Genomic DNA, 19030 nt, shown 5'->3' with positions numbered 1-19030 from the left:
AAAAAGGCCGATTTCAATAAACTATAAATTGAAATCGGCCATAGCATACCTAAGAGCGCTCATATTCATATTTAATGAATAAATCATTTCATTCTACGTAGTAAGAATAAGAAATATGGTGCTCCAATAACTGCAATAACTACACCTACTGGAATATCAAGTGGCGGTTGAATTCCCCTAGCTAACCCATCACCAAGCGTTAATAGTATAGCGCCTATTAAACCTGACATGATAATGACATGTAAATTTTTGTGTCCGACGAGTTGTCTTGCTATATGAGGTGCTATAAGTCCTAAGAAACTAATACCACCGACAACTGCAATAGAAGCTCCAGCTAACATTACAGCCAAGATGAGTAATATCATTTTTAAAAATCGGACACGTGCACCAAGAGCTGTAGCGACATTATCTCCCAAGTTTAAGATATCTAGCTGGTAACCGAGTAATAATACTACCGGTACAGTGATAATAAACCAAGGTAAGACACTATAGAAGTTAGAAATATTATGTCCATATAAACTACCAGTTAACCAAACTAATGCATTATTTGCATCCATAGGATTACGAATAAGTAAGAACTGAACGATAGCCGTACAAATTGCGCCTATGGCTAAACCTATAAGAGCAAGTTTCGATCCTTTTACATCAAATTTGGAAATAAGGAAGGACAATATTAAACTAATCACCAATGCTCCAACAAACGATCCTAAAGGTAATACAAATAAAGGTGCCGACGGAAATATCATAATAATAATCACCGCTGCTAGACTTGCTCCTTTAGCAATTCCAATAACATCCGGAGATGCAAGCGGATTTCTAATTACACCTTGAATGACAGCACCAGATATAGCTAAACTGCTACCTATTACTAATCCCAATAATGTTCGAGGTATACGATATTCATTTAAAATAAAGTCATCTTGTGTGAAAAAACCAACAATAGCGTGTATAGGGTCTATCATAACTGAACCTATACATAAACTAAATATTGTACTGACGACTAATAAAATAATCACGATTCCATAACGTATACTATTGCTACTCTTAATCATACGCGATTCACCCCTCTTACAGTAATGAATAAGAAGTAAAAGGCGCCGACAAATGAAGTCACTATACCAACTGGAGATTCAAATGGATAAGTGATTAAACGACATAAAACGTCAGATATTAGCAATAAATCTGCACCAAAAATAAACGTGAGAGGTAGCATAACTAGATAATTTTTACTTACATAACGTTTAACTATATGAGGAACAATGAGGCCCACAAAACCGATGGGGCCTGCAATTGAAACAGACATCCCTGCTAATACTATCACTAGTATTCCAATAATCATTCTTACAATTTCAGTACGTTGACCAAGGCTTCTTGCAATGTCGTCTCCGAGTTCCATAATTGTAAGCTGTCTCCCCATAAAAACAGTTACAATGACAGCAATGACTATACAAGGTAAAATCATCATAATTTGATTCCATTTTATCCCAGCTAATGATCCTACTAACCAAAACATGACAGTATCATTAGAATCCTCATTTAAAAGAATGATTCCTTGGGTCATGCTACTAAAGAATAGATGTATCGCCATACCTGCTAAAGCAAGTTTCACTGGCGTAATTGATTTCGTAGATACTGACAACGTATAAACAGTAAATCCACCAAAAAAGGCTCCAATAATTGCTAGGATAGTTGAATAAGAACCTAGGGATGGAATTAAAACTGTAATTAAAACAATGACGAAGGACGCTCCAGCATTTACACCAAATATTTGAGGTGAAGCAAGTGGATTTCTAGTTATTGCTTGCATAAGTAGACCGGCTATCCCCAATGCACCACCTATCACTAACCCTGCAAGCATTCGAGGCATGCGTACGTTATGAATTAAAAATGTTTGTTCTGATTCAATATGTCCAGTGAAGTAACTTAAAATATCATGAAATTGTATTTTTGAAGAACCAATCGCTAAATTCAAATAGATTGAAATAAAAAGAAAGCACACACCCACTATATAAGTGAGTGTAGTGCGCTTTCTCTTTTTTTGTTCAATAGCGGATTGACTATTTTTAATACCCATAGTCATTATTTTCCACCTTACTTATTATCTTTATTACTATCTTTCTTTGAAAGTTCTACAAGTTCTTTTGCCATCTCTTCAGAAGAAATTAAACCACGTGATCTAGCCCATAGGTCACGATCTAACACATCTACACGATTATGTTTAACAGCGTCTAATTTTTTCCATACAGCATCTTTTTCTAATTCTTTAAGAGAAGGCTCGTTAGGACTTGCTTTATCAGTCATGATGAACATACGGCCTGGATTTACTTTAGATAATGTTTCAGTGTTCATTTGTAAGTAAGGTCCTTTAAGATACTTACTTAAACCTTTTGTCACATCATCAGTTAATGCTTCTTTGAATCCAAGTTGATTTAAGAATTGTCCTACATATGAATAACTAGGGTGTGCTAATAAACCTGATTTAGATGCAACTGCAGGTAACACTTTCTCATCTTTATTCATTGTAATTTCTTTTTTATATTTTTCAATCTTTTCATCATGTTCTTTTAGACGTTTTTTACCTTCATCTTCTTTACCTAATGCTTTAGAAATTGTTTTGAAGGCATCAATGTTTTGATTATAGTTTCCATCAAAACTCTTAAGTTCAATTGTTGGAGCAATTTTACTTAAATCTTTATAAATTCCTTTATGTCTATTACTATCTGCAATAATTAAGTCTGGTTTTAGTTTACTAATTTCCTCTAAGTTAGGTTGTTTACGTGCACCTACAGACGTATAGTTACCAATTTTATCTCTTAATGGTTTGATGATACGTTCCTTTTTCTTATCATCTGCTACACCTACAGGTTTTACATCAAGTGAAGCTAATGCATCTACGAATGAATATTCTAGTACAACGACACGTTTAGGGTGCTTAGGTACTTTAGTTTTTCCCTCTTCGTGTTTAATTTCTACACCATTTTTAGATGCAGATTTATTACTTGAATTATTAGAACCATTACTACCACAGGCCGCAACAAGAACTAATACTAGCATTAAGCCAACAGCACTAAAAAATTTTAGACCTCTCATTGTTCCACTCCTTAATATGTATATGCTTACATATATAGTTTATTGATAACGATTCTCATTGTCAATATTATTTTGTATAGTTTTATGAATATATTTTACTCAAATATAATTTAATTCATAAGTCAGACTAACTACTATGAAAGATAAATCTGAATATCACTTAATATTTGCCTTATATACAATTTACAGAACAATAACTAACTAAAATAAATAAAACTGCTCTTTTAAATAGAAAATTAAAGAGCAGTTTAAAGTGAAATATAATTTAATGAATAAAATTGAGTCTTCATTACGTATTGGCAAATATGGTTGTGTTAAAATTTTCAATCAAAGTTTGAATCTTTGAATCGTCGTAATATGATTTAGTTAAATTTTTCATATACATACTCTGTGACAAAGCTTCATAATTTAAACTAAATTGAATTCTATCCCCAATTTGATAGTGATCTTGATTATTCAAATCAATCATTAAATGATCGCTTGAGGCGCCAATCATTTTCAGATCATTGGCGATAGGCTTGATACCATCTGTAAATGTATCTAAATAACCTATATCCACTATTGCTTGTAAATAGGATTGGTGTGTCACTTGATTAATACGTGGTTTAATTTCAATAATTTCCGCTTCAAGTACAATCGCATCTTGATAGAGACTTGCAATAGGTTCATTCGTGGTAGTATCTATTCCTCTAAAGAGTGCTTCTCCTATTCTTAATTCATTAATCTTGCCAAGATCATTGTACATTGTTTGAGGTAACATACTTGAGTTACCTCCTGAAATAATTTTAAACTTGTAACCTATTTCCTTTTCAACGGCACTAATGAACTTATTGATCATAAAGACATCATTTTCTTCTGGAGCTTTGGATTTAAAGCACATAAAATTAAATGCTAATCCTACTAGTTGTATATGACTCATACTCATAATTTCTTTAATATAATCTAATACATCATAAGTTAAGACACCTTCACGGCCGTCTTTCCAATCTACCATTAACATGATTTGATGCTTTACATTCATTCTTTTTGCAATTACATTCAATTGTTTAATCGTATCAAGTTCTGTTTGAATACTCAGTTTTACAGTAGAAATCATAGTTTCAAATTCTGTCGTGGGGCGTAATAGTGTAAATGTGATATTTAAATCTCTTAGTCTTTCAATATTATCAATTCTTGATTCAGCAAAGTGTGTAATTCCAAGAGATTTTATTGTAGAAACGATGCGTTCATCTCCGGCAACACATTTTACTACAGGGGTCAAGTGAATCTGTCTACGTTCAAGTAATGTCTGAAGTACTTTGGCATTGTATTGTATTTTTGATAAGTTAACTTTGATTCTAGCCATGTACTACACCTCTTTTTTAATAGGATTTTCTAATTCAGTGTTTAAATATTTTTTAACTTTATTTTCCATCCTCATACTTAATAACGCTTTAACTGTTATAGTCGGACCAAATAATACTTTCCTCAAAATGTCGGCATGGGATTTATCATCATCAATCGCTAGATCAATCTCTTCACGAACGATATCAAATAACTCTTCTTCTTTAACATCTTCATATTGATTAAAATAATGAATCAACTCTGCTAATTGATTTTGTACAACAGCATGTTGAAACTTCGCAATAACTTCCTCAATGGATTGAGCTAATAAACTTTCATTCGTTACTTCAATATTTGTTACCTTCTGTTGTAAAGTATCTAAATCTATACGTGAACCACCTAAATCACGTACTAAGAATTTCATTTGATAGTTAGGACCTAGATTGACAATCGTATTTTGCATATGTGCTTCTAATGCAATTCCATAATCTTGAATGTATGCAATGAGTGGTTGGACTAATGTTTGTGTGTAAGTTGCAATAAAATGTTTAATGTGGTCAATTGTTATTTCAGTTTCAAGCCATTCTAAATAGCTATCTACAATCGCTTTACGATCAATTGGATTAGGATTAACTAAACTTGCTGTGACCACTGTTGAGCCATTTTCAAAGATAACTGGTTTCTGACGAATAATGCATGCAAGTTGTCTTGCCAAATCAGAATCCACGTCGGCATATGCACCAAAGGGTTCCATCGCCACTTGGAGTCCTGGATATTGATCAAGTAGTCCTTGTAATGCATAACTTAATTTAGGTCCATCTACCGTAGTAACCGTAGAAACAGTTCTTACTGCACTAGTTGCTTGAACATTCACAGGAAGTTTAACGTGATAAGGTTTATGAATTAAATCCATCGTTCTAAATGATAACGTTGCTTTAGATTCTACTGTGAATGGTGTTGGTATTAGTATTTTACTAGCAATCCACTGACTAAATTTTCCGCCTATAGTGTGATCGTATTGCCAAGGATGAACAATCATGACTCTATAATCCTCTAAATTTAAATTTAAAGGCTCCAAAAATGAATTGAGTTGATGACGATATTCCGGAATGACACGATTTAAAATATATTGTTCATCGTCTTCCATTGACGTAGTGACAATGTGATTCTTTTCAATAAGCATAATTTTTAGAGGAATAACCTTTTCAAACTCTGGAGCATACGCTTTCAACTCGTTTTTATTTAATGGAAGTTTTGTCTTAGTTAAAGGATGGGTAGGATGTCCTTCAACAATCAAACTCTCCGAATAACTTAAATCATCTATAATGCCACTATCTTGTAAATGTTGAAGCCAGGATATAAAGTTTAATGATTCAGGCAATCTTGAAAATTTCATACTTTGATGTATGAGTGATTGTCTGTTGTTAAAATGTTTATATGTTTCAATAAAACTGTCTCTACTATGAATCAATTCTTCATTCAATCGTTCTGAAATTTCAATATTAAAACTCTGTGTTAATGTTTCGAGCAGATCTTCTAAGTTTTCAATAGGTTGTGACTTCTGACCACGACCATACATAATATCGCCTTTAAACACATATCTTTCCATAGCACTTTTACGTTTTACTTGAACAGTTAATCTTTTGCCTTGGTACTGAATTTCCACCACACTATCATCTTTCGTTATTTTCATGCCTTCTGGTGAAATACGTTCTTTAATTATTGCGTTCATGATACGGTATTGTATATTTTTATCTGCTAACAGCCATTCATTACGCTCCATTATTACTTTCCTCCAACTTCGTCATACGCTGTATTAGGTAAAATATTACTGAAATGGCTACGGTAGTTATACCCATGATCATGAATGTCGTCAGTATTCCGAATACATCTGCAAAGAAACTCATAACTAAACTACCGAGAGGTATCATACCACGGTCCATCATAATAATACTTAATACCTTCCCTCTCTCATAGTCTTTAACACTATGTTGAAAATAAACTCTATTCGTTGTTCTTGCCCATTGGCTAAATAGTCCAATTAAAGTGATACAAATGAACATAATAACCAAATTATGTATAACGACGCCTAGTAAAGCTAACCCAAATAGCAAAGAACTTAAATAATACATTTTAACTGCGCTTAGATGATTTAAAATGGTAGGTAAAATAATTGTTGCTACGATACCACCAATAGCACAGAAGGTCATCGCTATACCAAATACTTCTGATTTTCCTGGAAAAATATGATTCGTAAGTACGGGTAATACTGTTGTATAAGAGAATCCTGTAGCCATGATTAATAGAGAAGTAATAAATATCTTACTCCCCTCTAGATTACGTTTGAAATAATTCATAACTATCTTTAATGAGAATTCTTTATTTTCGAGTTGATTTGAAACAACTTCAAAGTGAAGAGGCAGACTAAAAAGTACAGCAACTAAATAACATATCGCTTGTGCTAAGAAAGTTGAAGGCGCATGATAAGCTGCTAGAATGACTCCAGCGATTGCGGGACCTATCGAACGACAGATGTTAATGATAAACGAATGAAACGATACTGCCTGTGTTGTAGAAATTTTATCTGATAAATCAGGTAACACCGCTTGTCTTACTGGTGTTTCTACTGCACTTAGAATACCTCTTAACGATGCATAAATGAGTATTACAGCGATTGGGATAGAATCAATAGTAAATGTCAAAACACATAATACCGCAGTGACTATAAATGAAGAGGAAATCGTTATTCTAAGTAAATTTCCTTTATCATATTTATCAGCAATTGAGCCTGCCCATACACTTAGCAATAAAATTGGTACGAGTCGGCAAAAATTAACTAATCCCAGATAAACTGCGTTATGATATGTAGTAAGTACAAACCAGTTTAATCCTATTTGCCCAATCCAATTCCCCAAAAACAGAAGAAAAGAACTGGAAAAGAAAAATTTTGCCATTTAATTTCCACCTGTCTTTTTTATTGATAATAATTATCATTATCATTAATATGGATTATACAAATCTTATTTATTTTTGTAAAATATTTTTTAGAGGTGAATTATGAATTTCAATCAATTTATTAACAAACAAGACATTGAGATGACCCAAGATGAGCAAAATGTCTTTCAGTTTTTACAACAATATGATGAACAATGGGCATCTATTTTCCAAGATAAATTATTAACTGGTCGAGATAAAGTAACAAAGCGTTTAGTTACTTCTATACATAGAGAGAATTTAGTTCATGGTAATGATCATAGTCAGTTACTTAATAGACGTAAATTTGCTGGCTATGACACTCATGTAACTGACATTTTAGAAATACATTTTCCTAAATCAAAGCTATACTTATACGCACCAGTAACTGGTCAACATGCATTTAATCGTATAGATGTTGAAGGCCCCTTTTATTATAAACGTGAACAATATCAAGATGAATTTAAGCGTATTTTACATCCTAATGACATTTTAGACTGGATTCTTACTGAATCACCTGAGTTGGATAATGAAGCGAGCCAACAATTCAGAGATGACCAAACGAACAGTGCAGCTAATATGACATTTGCGCTAAGCTATCAATATTTTAAAATGAAGGATGATCGAGCACCTCTATACGATATTATTAAAAATCATCAAGATAGTTATCTAAGATCTGAGCAAGCCGTAGTAGAAGGCCATCCTCTTCATCCGGGAGCAAAACTGCGTAAAGGTATGGACGCGTTTGAAACATTTAGATACTCTTCTGAATTTACTCAGCCCATCGAATTAAAAATTGTATTATTGCATCATTCAGTGGCTCGTGTTCAAGCTTTAGATGCAAATTACAATGATACGATGAAACATATGTTTCCTGATATATACTCACACTTAGAAAAAGAATTTAGCGGACAAGTAAATTTAGACGACTATCAATTGATGATTATGCATCCATGGCAATACGACCATGTCCTACATCAAGATTACATGGAAGAACTTGATCAACGACTGATGATTGTAAGTGAATATTCTATCCCATATTATGCTGGCTTATCATTTAGAACGTTGGTTCCTGAATTACCTAATAAAGCGCCACATATTAAATTATCAACAAATGTACATATTACTGGCGAAATTCGTACACTTTCAGAACAAACAACTCATAATGGACCCTTAGTTACACACATCTTAAACGATATCTTGACTAAAGATTCAACATTCAAACAGTATGCTTCTACTGTAATTGATGAAGTGGCAGGAATTCATTTTTATAATTCTAATGATAGTGATGAGATACAAACGGATCGTAGTGAACAACTAGGTACGTTATTTAGAAATAATTTCTATCATTCTATAACGAATGACGTGGTACCAGTCATTCCATCAAGTTTAGTTGCAACGTATCCTTACAACTCTGAAACGCCTATTCAAACATTAATTCAAACATATCAAATTTCTAAGGGATTTCAGTCATTTGAAGAAGCAGCTAAAACTTGGATGAATGAATATAGTAAAGCGTTACTAGGTTTAGTCATTCCTTTATATTCTAAATATGGTATTGCTTTAGAGGCACACCTACAGAATTCTGTTGCAACCTTTAACGAAGACGGTTCACTTAATAAACTATATATTAGAGATTTCGAAGGCTTACGTATTGATACTGAGCGCTTAAATCAATCGGGTTATGAGACGAACCATTTTCATGAGAAATCTAGAATTTTAACAAATTCTAAGACTTCCGTTTTTAATAAAGCATTTTATTCTACAGTTCAGAATCACTTAGGAGAGCTTGTGCTTACAATAGCTAAGTCATCTCATTCTTCTTCACTTGAAAATGAAATCTGGAAGGATATGGCACTCATATTAAAGGATATTTTAAGTAATATCACAGAATTATCTGAAGGTCGTCGTAGTGAAATCGAAGAAGTTATCTTTGCCCCAACAATTGATTATAAATGCGTGACGACTATGCGATTAGAAGATCAAGCACATGAATATACGTATATTAAAGTAAACAATCCGCTTCACTAATTAAAATATTAATGTAATTGTAGTTTATAATAAGCAGTCTATGTTTAAGAAAGTCATCTTTTACACAGACTGCTTATTTTTTGAGGAAAATTAATTATTAATAAACAAAAAGCCTATAAATGGTGTGAGAACACTTTCCATTTATAGGCTAATATCATATAAGGTTCAACTTAAATGATTTATCAAATTGCAATTATGAATTATTGTAAACCTTGTCTATCACTGTGGTTGTTGTCTTTGTTGTCTTTTTCATTTTTTTGTTGCCATTCTTTTTTAGTCATTACATCGTCAACTTGCATATTCACTTCAACAACTTCTAAGCCAGTGATGTATTTCACTTGTTCTTTAACTAAGTCAGTTACTTTACGGAAGATTTTTGGTGCTGATTCACCATATTCTAAAATAACTTTTAAGTCGATAGCAGCTTGTTTTTCGCCAACTTCAACTGACACGCCAGTAGTCACGTTATTACCACTTGAGAATGCATTAGTGAAGTTGTCAGTGAATCCGCCTTTCATATCTAAGATACCTTTAACTTCACGAGCAGCAATACCAGCAATTTTTTCAACTACTTCATCAGAGAAAGTTAATTTGTTTTCGAATTGTGGTTGTTGATTTTCTTGAACTTCTTTTTGTTGTTCTTGTCTTTCTTTTTCACTTACACCAGTTTGGTTATCATATGCTTGTTTTGCTTTGTTATTATCTACTGCCATAGTAAATTCTCCTTTACTTTCAAAATTTAGTTATTATTAATAATTAGATTTAATTAATTCCTTTAGAACTGGACTAGCTCCATCTATTGAGGAAATTCATAAAGTCTTGCGTACGGTCTTTAATATACCCGATACCAATTCCAATTAAACACAAGACAATGATTAAAATTGTTTTCCAAAATCCAAGAGTTAGGAATAATATAGCTATAAGTAAAAATGCTAAAAATCCAATAATACGCCACTTAAATGCTTTAAATATATTGATTAATTGTTGTGTAGAGTCTTGTCCGTTTTGATTATTATTTTCAGCCATGATATCCCTCCCTTACAACACACGTGGACCAGACGTTTTCTGGTCACGAACATTAACTTCTAATTTTCGTACTGGAATTTCTGTGAAATGTTCAACATTTTTCTTAATGTCAGAGCGAATACTTTCAGTTAATGATTTCACTTGAACATCATTTGGTACGAAGAAATCTGCTTTAATGTCGATAAATGATTTCTTTTTCTTACTATAAAGCTTACTTACTACATTAGGTTGTCTTACTTGATCATATTTAGTTAATGTATCGTACGCAGATTTTTCAACTGCTTTTCTTGATACATAAATATGACCATCATCAAAAGTTTTATAAAGTCCAGGTTTACGATACGTAGGTTTGAATATGCTTAATACTAATATGAGTCCAATCAATATTAGTAATCCCGCAAGTCCAATTAATAGTGGTTGGAACCAATTGAAATGAAGGAAGTAGTCTTGATAGCTTTTAATACGACTATCCTTTATGTACATAAACAATAGGAACCCAACAATTGCGACTATTAAAAGGCCGAGGATGAAATTTTTTAGTCTTTTCACCTCGCACGGCACCTCCTTATGTCATTGTTGAATTTGTTTACATTTTAAATGAGTACCCTATAAATATTTTTTTGAAACATAAATAAAACAATTTTTTATTCTATTTTTAAAAATATTTAAAGAAGCACTACTTATAATACATTATTCCCATTCTAATTAGATGAAAAACGTATATTTTTATTATTATGTTAAATTTTTTTCGTTTTTAGAACTACGGTATTCTAGAATGTCAGAATTCTTATCCTTAACTAATACCTTATTGCTAGGACGTGGCTTTTCATCACTAAGCGACTTAAAGAGCGACCAAATCATAACTATGATTACGAGTGAAAATGGTAATGCAGCTATGATAAGTAAGTTTTGTATTGCTTGTGTGCCACCAGTGTAAATCATAATTATTGCAAATAGTGCCATGATAATACCCCAGCTTACCTTTACAAATGAAGCAGGATTTATATCTCCACGAGCACTTAACATGCCTAGTACATAGGTAGCGGAGTCGGCTGAAGTCACAAAGAAAATCATAATCACTACTAGAGTAATAATACTTAATATAAATCCAAGCGGATATTGTTCTAACGTTGCAAATGTAGCTGTCTCTGTAGCTGCTTTAGCAATGTTAGCTATATGATGATCTTGTAAATAAATTGCTGAAGCACCGAAGACTGCAAAGAATAAGAAACATACTAGTGCTGGAACAAATAGTACGCCTAAAATAAATTCTTTGATTGTTCTACCTCTTGAGACACGTGCGATAAAGATTCCAACAAATGGCGCCCATGAAATCCACCATGCCCAATAGAAAATTGTCCATTGTTGTAACCATTTAAATTTCTCTCCACCTGATGGAATTCTCAAGCTCATTTTAAAGAAATTGGCTATGTAATTCCCTAAACCATTCGTAAATGTGTTCAAAATATAAAGTGTCGGCTCAACAATGAATAATCCGACTAGCACTAGAAATGCTAATCCCATATTGATGTTACTTAAAGTTTTAATACCTTTATCAATACCTGACCATGCTGACCAAGTAAATAATATAGTAGCAACTATAATAAGGATAACTTGTGTTCCAAAGTTATTTGGCACTTTAAACAAGAAGTTGAGGCCTTCATTAATTTGTAATGCTCCAAATCCTAATGTTGCTGCGACACCTGTTACAGTCGCTATGACTGCTAATACATCTATCGCACCACCTATCGGACCTCGCATAGCTTTTTCACCAAAAATGGGCGTTAATGTTGCACTTACAAGACCGGGATATCCCTTATGGAAACTAAAATACGCAAAGACGAGCGCTACAATGCCGTAAACTGCCCAGGCATGTATACCCCAATGGAAGAAAGAAAATTGCATGGCGTCATTAATGGCTGACTGCGATCCAGCTTTATGTATTGGAGTTAAAGTAAAGGCGTGACTTATAGGCTCCGCAGTGGTCCAGAATACTAATCCGATACCCATACCTGCACTAAATAACATAGCGAACCATGAAGGAAGTGAGAATTCAGGATCTTCTCCTTCTTTACCTAATGTAATTGATGCATATCTTGAGAATAATAAATAAACACTTACTATAAGTATGAGTAGGACAAGTAGAAGATAATACCATGAAAAATGAACTGCTATAAATGAAGTTACAGTTTGCGTAACTTGTTCAAGTTGTTTAGGTAGAATCGCACCATAAATAACAAATGTTGTACAAATTGCTAATGCTACCCAAAATACAATGCTGATTTTACTTGTATTTGTTGATTTCATAAATAAAACAATCACCTCTTTCCTATGTTTATTACCCATCCCAAGTAATATCAATCATTTATACTTTGTATTTTTAAAATATATAACTTTTTAATTGTATAGTGATGATGGCGGCAAAATTGAATATAAAATTAGCAGTAAGATGATTCATAATTGAAATCATCTTACTGCTATTCTTTCTAGGAAATATGTCGATAATTATTTATGGTAATTATTTTTCCACATTAATAACTAATTTACCTATCATCGTATTTGATTCTAAAATTTGATGAGCTTGGTAAAGTGTCTCGGTGGTTAAACCATTAATCACCTTTGTAGTTGTATGGTGATATTGGCCTTGTTCAACCCTTTCAGAAATATCTTTCAAATACTCATGATGTTTAATCATGTCATTCGTGCGATTGACTGGTCTGGCGAACATAAATTCATGAGTAAAGTTAACACTCTTAGGTTTGAGTAGATTTAAGTCTTGCTTTTCTTTAAATGCAACAATCGTTGCGATATGACCTAATGGTTTAATAAGTTCAATCATTTTCTCATAATATAAATCTGTATCAAATGTGCAGAAAATGTAATCTACTTCATTAATATCGTGATGCTCAAGTTGTGTCTTTAAATCTTCTTTATGATTGATTACAATATCAGCACCCATAGACTTCGTCCATTCAATCGTTTCCTCACGAGATGCAGTGGTAATAACCTTTAAGCCATGTGCTTTAGCAATTTGTGTAGCAATACTACCTACGCCACCGGCCCCGTTAATGATAAGAAGAGATTTACCTTTGTTCTTTTCAGGGTCATGAGATATTTGAAACAAATCAAATAATGTTTCAGATGCTGTGAGACCAGTGAGAGGTAAACTTGCCGCTTGTTCAGGCTTAAGATTAGATGGTGCTTTCGCTACTAATTCTTCCTCAATTAACTGATATTCTTCATTAGAGCCATGCTGATTTGGAGAACCTGAATAAAACACATAGTCTCCTGGCTCAAACATTGTGACATCTTCTCCAACTTGTTCGACAATACCTGCCGCATCAAATCCTAATATACGTGGTGCATGGTTAACTGGTAAGATGCGTTGTTTCGTATCAACCGGATTGACACTTATACTTTGAACCTTTATTAATAACTGATTCCTAGTTGGATTTGGAATATTAAATTCAATTTCTTGAAATTGATTACCATCTTCTAGATTGAACGGTGCATTAAATCCTATTGCTTTCATGATTCCACCTCTATGTTGATTTTTATTAAATTAATTATAGCATTTAATTTAATTCACTCATTTGAACAGTTTTTTTGAAAATGAAGATACTAAACGTCAGAGACTTTAATTACTTGTTTACCAAAATTATCACCAGTGAGTAAATTTCTAAATGCTTGAGGTACTCTATCGAAACCTTCTTCTACAGATACTTGAGTCTTAATCTTACCCTCTTGTACCCATTTAGCGAGTTGTTCGCTTGCATTTTTAAAGTCATCAGCGAATTCGGCAACTAAGAAACCTCTCATCATCGCTTGTTTCTTAATGAGTGTCCCTTGAATACGTGGACCAATATCTTCTTCAGGATGGTTATATGAAGAAATAGCACCGCAAACAGGAATACGAGCATGTGTGTTTAGGTGTTTAAATACTTCATCACCTATTTCGCCGCCTACATTTTCATAATAGACATCGATGCCATCTGGAACAGCATCTGCTAATGTTTGGGCGAAATCATCTTTCTTATAATTTACACCTGCATCAAAATTTAATTCTTTAGTAAGATAATTTACTTTCTTATCTCCTCCTGCGATACCTACAACTCTACATCCTTTAATTTTAGCAATTTGGCCGACAACTGAACCTACTGCACCTGAAGCTGCTGAAACAACTACGGTTTCACCTTCTTTAGGCTGTCCAATGTCTAAAAGGCCATGATAAGCAGTTTGCCCTGGCATTCCTAGTACGCTTAAATATAAGTCAAGTGGCACATCTGTTGAAGGTACTTTATCGATATGCTCTGTTGATACAGTGTTTATTTTCTTCCACGGAAGCATGCCCACGACAATGTCACCTTCATTATAATCTTTAGCATTTGATTGAATAACTTTAGCTACGATATGTCCATTAAATGGCTCTCCTTTTTTAAAAGGTTGGACATAAGAATCTGCATTCGACATACGGCCTCTCATATATGGATCCACTGAAATATATAATGTTTCTAATTGAACTTCATTATTTTTGGGTTCTTGTACATCAGTTTCCTCATATTTGAATGTATCATCTTGTGGCATTCCATTTGGAACTTTGTTAAATACGATTTGTTCATTTTTCATATGATATCACCCTTTTTGAATATTAATTCTGTAAATATCATACCTCGAACAAGGTCATCGCAATCATAGAAAATCACTTGTATAATAAGAGCAAGCGTTGAGAAATTGGTTGAATCGTGATGTATGGGAGGTTTAATTTTCCTAAAATGAAATTAAGCATATTAGATTATGTACCGATATTTGAAGGTAGAAGTGCACACGAAGCATTTCAGCATAGTGTAGAGTTAGCACAACGAGCTGAACAATTAGGTTATGTGAGATATTGGGTGGCTGAGCATCATCAAGTTCGTTCTGTGGCATCAAGCGCACCTGAAATGGTCATGATGACATTATTGGAACAGACGAGTAATATCAAAATTGGAAGTGGTGGTGTCATGTTGCCACACTACAGCCCTTATAAAGTAGCTGAACAATTTAAGATGATGGAAGCACGCCATCCTCATCGTGTAGATATGGCCATAGGACGCTCTCCAAGTTTTAACAACGTGAACGCTGCATTAAATGAGAATAAAGAAAGAAAACTAGATTTTGATACACAATTAGATGATTTGAATAAATACTTTAATGATGACATTGATAAAGCGCACCGCTTCAAGACGTTATTAGCTACCCCGTTAATCCCGACCAAGCCTGAAATGTATATTTTAGGTATGAGTGAACGAAGTGCAAAGTTAGCTGGTAAACGCGGTTTGCCATTTGTTATTGCTAAAATGGGACAATCGTCAAGTGCTATTGAAGAAGTTATAAATGTCTATAAAAATGAGTTTGCACGTTGGCATGGAAGATATTGGAAATCGTCTGATGATGACGTTAATGATGCTTTTGGTAGGACATCTCATGGAAGTTCAGAGGAAGATTTTGCTGGGGATTTACATAGAGGTGTTAATGATTATTCCGGCGAACATATGCATGAAGCTTCTGAGGAAGATTCTAGAGGCCATGTGCATGAAGCTTTTAAAGAACTTTCTGGTGGTGTGAAACCGTATGTGATATTAGCTACATTTGTAGTAACGGGTGATAATGAGGTTGAAGTTGAAGAGCTTTTAAGCGCATTACAACTTTGGTTGTTACGTATTAATTATTTAGATCAACCTCAGTTTTACCCATCTATTGAAACCGCTAAGAATCGAGTTTACAGCGAGCGCGAGAAAGAGAAACTTAAACAGAATAAGCGTAGAATTATTTATGGCTCGCCTCGCGAGGTATCACGTCAGTTAAAGGATATTAAAACCTTGTTTGGTGTAGATGAGTTAATGATATTGCCAAATGTTTATGGAGAAGATGCGCGTTTTGAGTTAATTGAATTATTGGCACGAGAATTAGATATTTAGTGTGTTTGCATGATTAGGCACGATATTGAATCATTTTATTTGTTGAATAGAGTGGGACTAGATAACTGTATGGAGTGTGTGGGCTGTTGGTTCACCATGATGGTGTTTTAGATGATATGGTTTTAATAGAGAGGCGCACTGATGCATTAAAATTGTGATGAGCCAAATGCATGAGTGCGCTTCAACTATATGAATTATTTGTTCCATAGAAATTGAATGATGTCGTTTGCGATATTTTTATTTTCGTGTAATTGGCTATGTTGAGCTGTTTTACCGGTAAATTTATTTTCCGTGTAAGATTTTGGACTATTTCCTAGTAAATATTTCAAAGATTTTGATGAACTATTTGATACACGACCATCTGAATGTGTGCCATCTTGAATATCTCCATAAATATTGAGTACATCAATGTTTTTATCTTTATAAACTTCTTTTAAAGATAATAACTTTTTGAAATCATCGTTCATTTTATTTGGCTTACCATTTCGGTCTAAGTTTATTTCATTTATCTTTTCATTAAGATTTAGTACGCCATTATAAGTACCTGCAATATTTACTTCTTTTTGAAGGTGTGGCAAATATTTATCATTTCCATAGTTATTCATATAATAAGCAAATGACATATTCCCCATTGAGTGTGCTACAAAATTAAATTTATTGATATTATATTGGGATTTCAATTGAGACAAGACATTTTTAATCCATCGTGCATTTTCATTAAAATGACCATTGCGATTATTTTCAAATTCGATTTTTATAATTGGATTTTTTACATTTTTATCTATAGAACCAATAAAAGTCACATTACCATTGCGAGATACTTTTGCTATCATCACATCCTTTGTAACGCCCTTTTTAACTGCTTGATTAACCATGAATCTTTCTGATTTTTCGCTTCCTCCATATCCATGCATAAATAGAGTGGCCACAAGTTTATGTTGATGTTGAGTAACTGAAGACGGAATATGTTTGCCCGATTGACGGCTACAAAGTACAGCAGATAATATCAAAGTAACAATAATAATAAGTATAAAGACCATCGCAGAAGATTTTGATTTCATCATCTTACCTCATTTTATTTATTTTATATATTATAAACGATTAGAGAGGTATTTGCTCATATTTAAAGACTCACTACATCAAATGTAATGAGTCTTTGGAACATACAAGCTGTATTTAAATGATAAATTTTTAAAAGGAAATTATTTGATTTCTTTTGTTTTAGCTAATTCTTTGTACCAATAAGCACTTTTCTTAGGATATCTTTCTTGTGTATCAAAATCGACGTAGAAAAGACCGTAACGTTTTTCATAACCATTTGACCATGAGAATACGTCCATCAATGACCATAAGAAATATCCTTTCACATTAGCACCATCTGCAATTGCATCAGCAATCACGTTTAAATGTTTCTTAACATAATCAATACGAGCATCGTCATGTACAGTTTTCTCTTTTTCATCAAATTCATCTTTGTATCCTAAACCATTTTCAGTAACATAGATTTTATGATAATTTGGATAATCTTTCACAACCCTCATAATTTGATCGTATAATCCTTGAGGATAAATCATCCAATCCCAATCTGTTCTAGGTACATCTACATCAAATTCTCTTTGACCGACACCTTTAAGTTGGTATTTAGAACCACCTTTATCTCCAGTCGCATTGTGCGTAATCTCAGATTCACCTTCATAACCTCTCATCCAATCACTCATGTAATAATTGATACCTAAGAAGTCATTTAAATCTTTAGCAGCATCTAAAATTTGGTAATCTTCGTCAGGGATATTTAGCTTACCACCATTAACAGATAGGATGTGTTGAACGCCTTCCATTGTTTCACGAGAATACTTACCTAAGTATGTGGCATCTAAAATAAATTTATTATGAATAATATCCTCAAGTTCTGCTGCTTTAACATCTTCCGGATTAGAAGAGTCAAATGGATATTTTGTAGGTAAGGCATGAACTACCCCTATTTCACCTGAATATTGCCCATCTTTAAATAATTTAACAGCGCGAGCATGCGCAACCATCATATTGTGATGAGATTGAAAAACCTTTTCAAAGTCATATTTAATACCTGGAGGGAATTTACCTACTAAATATTGACCATCACCGATTGGCCCTATTTCATTGAAAGTAGTCCAGAAATTAACTTCTGGGAATTCTTTAAAGCAAAATTCTGCATAATCTACGAAATAATCAATGGTTTTACGATTTAAGAAATCTCCATCTTTATGAAGTACTTCTGGTGTATCAAAATGGTGTAAAGTAACGAATGGTTCAACATGACGTTTATGACATTCTTTAAATAGCTTATGATAGTACTCTACCCCTTTAGGGTTTACTTCTCCATAGCCTTTAGGAAAAATTCTTGACCATGCAATTGAAATTCTTATACCGTTAACTCCGAATTTCTCACTTAATTCTAAATCGATTGGATATTTATTATAGAAATCACTTGCTGGTTCTGCTGTATACCAATAATTTTCCTCAAGATATGTATCCCAAGCGACACGCCCCTTACCATCAGTTTGAGTTGCTCCTTCTGCTTGATAAGCTGCTGTTGCTCCACCAAAAATAAAATCTTCAGGTAATTTCTTAGTCATGAATAAAACTCCTAT

The 19030-nt window shown here is 33.3% G+C and carries 16 protein-coding genes; 2 read left to right on the top strand and 14 right to left on the bottom strand.

The window, feature by feature from the left end; genetic code table 11:
* Positions 1 to 83: 83 nt before the first annotated feature.
* The 6 genes from V6C74_RS03520 to V6C74_RS03495 form a co-directional block, all read right to left on the bottom strand.
* Positions 84 to 1052 carry an iron chelate uptake ABC transporter family permease subunit gene (locus V6C74_RS03520; RefSeq protein WP_103175499.1) on the bottom strand — a complete coding sequence of 323 codons (969 nt, stop codon included), beginning with the start codon at positions 1050 to 1052 and terminating at the stop codon, positions 84 to 86.
* On the bottom strand, positions 1049 to 2080 hold the full coding sequence (locus tag V6C74_RS03515; RefSeq protein ID WP_002453760.1) for an iron ABC transporter permease: 1032 nt from the start codon (positions 2078 to 2080) through the stop codon (positions 1049 to 1051). The genes V6C74_RS03520 and V6C74_RS03515 overlap by 4 nt, the downstream gene beginning before the upstream one ends.
* A gap of 11 nt (positions 2081 to 2091) precedes the next feature.
* Complete coding sequence (locus V6C74_RS03510) at positions 2092 to 3090, bottom strand: Fe(3+) dicitrate ABC transporter substrate-binding protein (RefSeq protein WP_002453761.1); 999 nt, start codon at positions 3088 to 3090, stop codon at positions 2092 to 2094.
* Positions 3091 to 3379: 289 nt separating this feature from the next.
* Entirely contained in the window at positions 3380 to 4435 is a 1056-nt protein-coding gene (locus V6C74_RS03505; RefSeq protein WP_016898639.1) for an alanine/ornithine racemase family PLP-dependent enzyme, read from the bottom strand.
* A gap of 3 nt (positions 4436 to 4438) precedes the next feature.
* Positions 4439 to 6196: an IucA/IucC family siderophore biosynthesis protein gene (locus V6C74_RS03500; protein WP_103175498.1), complete on the bottom strand. Its 1758-nt coding sequence runs from the start codon at positions 6194 to 6196 to the stop codon at positions 4439 to 4441.
* Positions 6186 to 7367 carry an MFS transporter gene (locus tag V6C74_RS03495; protein WP_002432777.1) on the bottom strand — a complete coding sequence of 394 codons (1182 nt, stop codon included), beginning with the start codon at positions 7365 to 7367 and terminating at the stop codon, positions 6186 to 6188. The genes V6C74_RS03500 and V6C74_RS03495 overlap by 11 nt, the downstream gene beginning before the upstream one ends.
* Positions 7368 to 7470: 103 nt before the next feature.
* Here V6C74_RS03495 and V6C74_RS03490 point away from each other — a divergent pair, with 103 nt between their 5' ends.
* Positions 7471 to 9417, top strand: coding sequence for an IucA/IucC family siderophore biosynthesis protein (locus V6C74_RS03490; RefSeq protein ID WP_002453764.1), 1947 nt, complete (start codon positions 7471 to 7473; stop codon positions 9415 to 9417).
* A 200-nt stretch (positions 9418 to 9617) separates the two neighbouring features.
* Here V6C74_RS03490 and V6C74_RS03485 read toward each other — a convergent pair whose 3' ends face one another.
* The 6 genes from V6C74_RS03485 to V6C74_RS03460 all read right to left on the bottom strand — a co-directional run bounded on the left by V6C74_RS03485 (position 9618) and on the right by V6C74_RS03460 (position 15069).
* Positions 9618 to 10130: an Asp23/Gls24 family envelope stress response protein gene (locus V6C74_RS03485; RefSeq protein ID WP_002453765.1), complete on the bottom strand. Its 513-nt coding sequence runs from the start codon at positions 10128 to 10130 to the stop codon at positions 9618 to 9620.
* A 73-nt stretch (positions 10131 to 10203) separates the two neighbouring features.
* Positions 10204 to 10443: a DUF2273 domain-containing protein gene (locus tag V6C74_RS03480; RefSeq protein ID WP_002432747.1), complete on the bottom strand. Its 240-nt coding sequence runs from the start codon at positions 10441 to 10443 to the stop codon at positions 10204 to 10206.
* Between the two features lie 12 nt (positions 10444 to 10455).
* Positions 10456 to 10992: an alkaline shock response membrane anchor protein AmaP gene (gene amaP / locus V6C74_RS03475; RefSeq protein ID WP_002432799.1), complete on the bottom strand. Its 537-nt coding sequence runs from the start codon at positions 10990 to 10992 to the stop codon at positions 10456 to 10458.
* A 183-nt stretch (positions 10993 to 11175) separates the two neighbouring features.
* Positions 11176 to 12750, bottom strand: a complete 1575-nt coding sequence (locus V6C74_RS03470; RefSeq protein WP_002453767.1) for a BCCT family transporter — start codon at positions 12748 to 12750, stop codon at positions 11176 to 11178.
* A 211-nt stretch (positions 12751 to 12961) separates the two neighbouring features.
* Positions 12962 to 13975, bottom strand: a complete 1014-nt coding sequence (locus V6C74_RS03465; RefSeq protein ID WP_002453768.1) for a zinc-binding alcohol dehydrogenase family protein — start codon at positions 13973 to 13975, stop codon at positions 12962 to 12964.
* Between the two features lie 89 nt (positions 13976 to 14064).
* The gene (locus V6C74_RS03460) at positions 14065 to 15069 is read right to left on the bottom strand and encodes an NADP-dependent oxidoreductase (RefSeq protein WP_002453769.1); all 1005 of its coding nucleotides are present in this window, start codon (positions 15067 to 15069) and stop codon (positions 14065 to 14067) included.
* A gap of 146 nt (positions 15070 to 15215) precedes the next feature.
* On the opposite strand from V6C74_RS03460, the gene V6C74_RS03455 reads away from it, so the two are divergent.
* The gene (locus V6C74_RS03455) at positions 15216 to 16400 is read left to right on the top strand and encodes an LLM class flavin-dependent oxidoreductase (protein ID WP_016898637.1); all 1185 of its coding nucleotides are present in this window, start codon (positions 15216 to 15218) and stop codon (positions 16398 to 16400) included.
* A gap of 194 nt (positions 16401 to 16594) precedes the next feature.
* On the opposite strand, the gene V6C74_RS03450 is transcribed toward V6C74_RS03455, so the two are convergent.
* Positions 16595 to 17461: an alpha/beta hydrolase gene (locus V6C74_RS03450; protein WP_039973997.1), complete on the bottom strand. Its 867-nt coding sequence runs from the start codon at positions 17459 to 17461 to the stop codon at positions 16595 to 16597.
* A gap of 141 nt (positions 17462 to 17602) precedes the next feature.
* Positions 17603 to 19015 carry a 6-phospho-beta-galactosidase gene (gene lacG / locus V6C74_RS03445; RefSeq protein WP_002453772.1) on the bottom strand — a complete coding sequence of 471 codons (1413 nt, stop codon included), beginning with the start codon at positions 19013 to 19015 and terminating at the stop codon, positions 17603 to 17605.
* Between the last annotated feature and the right edge of the window lie 15 nt (positions 19016 to 19030).

The organism is Staphylococcus capitis subsp. capitis, assembly GCF_040739495.1.
Lineage (GTDB): Bacteria > Bacillota > Bacilli > Staphylococcales > Staphylococcaceae > Staphylococcus > Staphylococcus capitis.
The sequence above is the reverse complement of the archived record's forward strand: the minus strand, read 5'-3'. Positions and strand labels throughout refer to the sequence as shown.